The organism is Pseudoalteromonas sp. (genome assembly GCF_041613455.1).
In the GTDB taxonomy this organism is placed as follows: domain Bacteria; phylum Pseudomonadota; class Gammaproteobacteria; order Enterobacterales; family Alteromonadaceae; genus Pseudoalteromonas.
Genome location: NZ_JBFJHD010000346.1, coordinates 1 through 1,738, shown reverse-complemented (window position 1 = coordinate 1,738; position 1,738 = coordinate 1). Strand labels below are relative to the sequence as shown.

Below are 1,738 nucleotides of genomic sequence, written 5' to 3'. Positions count from 1 at the left end.
TGCTAAGTGCTCTTTGTTTAAACTATTAAATGGCTGCATTGGGTTATTTAAATAATGAAGTTTTGACTAGTTTACCGCACTTGCAGGCGGTTTTTAATGCGATTAAATTGCTTTATTTTTGCTCGTTCACTTGCCATTTAATTAGTTTCGTTTAAAATTGCGCATCTTTCGAAACGAAACTTAATTAACTATCACTTATGACTAAACGAAATACCCAGCAGCGACGTCACAATATATTGGCTCAGGTTAACGAGTTAGGTGAAGTGGCGGTGGAAAAATTAGCTGAGCAGTTTCAAACCTCAGAAGTGACCATTCGAAAGGATTTAACGGCGCTGGAAAAAAGCGGCCTGTTACTGCGCCGTTATGGGGGTGCTATTGCATTACCAAAAGAAATCGTCAGCGATGAAATAGATTCAAAACGTAAAGTGGCTATAGCCAAAGCGGCAGCAAAACTTATCAAAGATCATAACCGCATTATTATTGATAGCGGCCGTACTACCGCAGCGATGATCCCAGAGCTTGCTAATAAGCGTGGGCTAGTGGTAATGACGAATGCCATTAAAGTGGCGAGTCGGTTATTAGCGCTCGAAAATGAGCCAACACTACTGATGACCGGTGGCACTTGGGATCCGCATTCAGAGTCGTTTCAGGGGCAAGTGGCTGAAAGCGTACTGTGCTCTTACGACTTCGATCAGCTATTTATTGGTGCCGATGGTATCGATGTAAAGCGCGGTACCACTACTTTTAACGAGCTGGTTGGGTTAAGCCAAGTAATGGCAACCGCCGCGCGTGAAGTTATCGTGATGGTTGAGTCAGATAAAATTGGCCGCAAAATACCTAATTTAGAATTACCGTGGAAAATAGTAACCACATTAATAACCGACAGCGGCTTAGCGCAAGATAAACGCGAAGCGATAGCGGCATGTGGTGTAAAACTAATTTGCGCAGAGATTATGGAATAGCCCACTAACTTGAATTCAGGTTATAAGCGGGCAAATATTTAAAAAATTAATGGAGACACTATGTGTGGAATAGTTGGGGCAGTTGCAGAACGTCCAGTAAATAAAATTTTAGTTGAAGGCCTTAAACGTCTTGAGTACCGTGGTTACGATTCAGCAGGCGTAGCCCTGCTTGATGGCAACACGCTTAAAACGGTCAAAGCGGTTGGTAAAGTAGTTAACTTAGAGTCGGCACTGGAAGAGTCTGGTGTTAGCGGCCATACCGGCATTGCGCACACGCGCTGGGCAACTCACGGCAGCGTTACCGAAGCCAATGCACACCCACACGTGTCAAACAGCCAATTAGCACTAGTTCATAACGGTATTATTGAAAACCACGTAAGCTTACGTGCCGCACTTAAAGGTGACGGTTACGAGTTTTTATCAGACACCGACACCGAAGTGATGGTGCATTTAATTCATCAGCTGCGCCAGCAACATAAAACCCTATTAGCCTCGGTACAAGCAGCGGTTAAGCAGTTTGAAGGTGCGTTTGGTACTGTAGTATTTGATAAAGACAATGATAACGAAATTATTGTTGCGCGTTCAGGTAGCCCACTGGTAATTGGTTTAGGCCTAGGCGAAAACTTTATTGCTTCTGACCAATTAGCATTATTACCGGTTACGCGCAGCTTCATCTTTTTAGAAGAAGGCGACGTAGCACGTATTACACGTGACACAGTAGAAATTTTTGATGCCGATGGCAACGCTGTAGAGCGTGAAGTGGTTGAATCAAACAT

The 1,738-nt window shown here is 43.8% G+C and carries 2 protein-coding genes; both read left to right on the top strand.

Features of this window, described 5'->3' with window-relative positions; all coding sequences use genetic code 11:
• Positions 1-197 precede the first annotated feature (197 nt).
• Positions 198-962, top strand: a complete 765-nt coding sequence (locus tag ABYB02_RS16910; protein ID WP_372763525.1) for a DeoR/GlpR family DNA-binding transcription regulator — start codon at positions 198-200, stop codon at positions 960-962.
• A 60-nt stretch (positions 963-1,022) separates the two neighbouring features.
• Positions 1,023-1,738, top strand: a 716-nt coding sequence (locus ABYB02_RS16905) for a class II glutamine amidotransferase (protein ID WP_372763524.1), incomplete at its 3' end; no start/stop codon positions are given.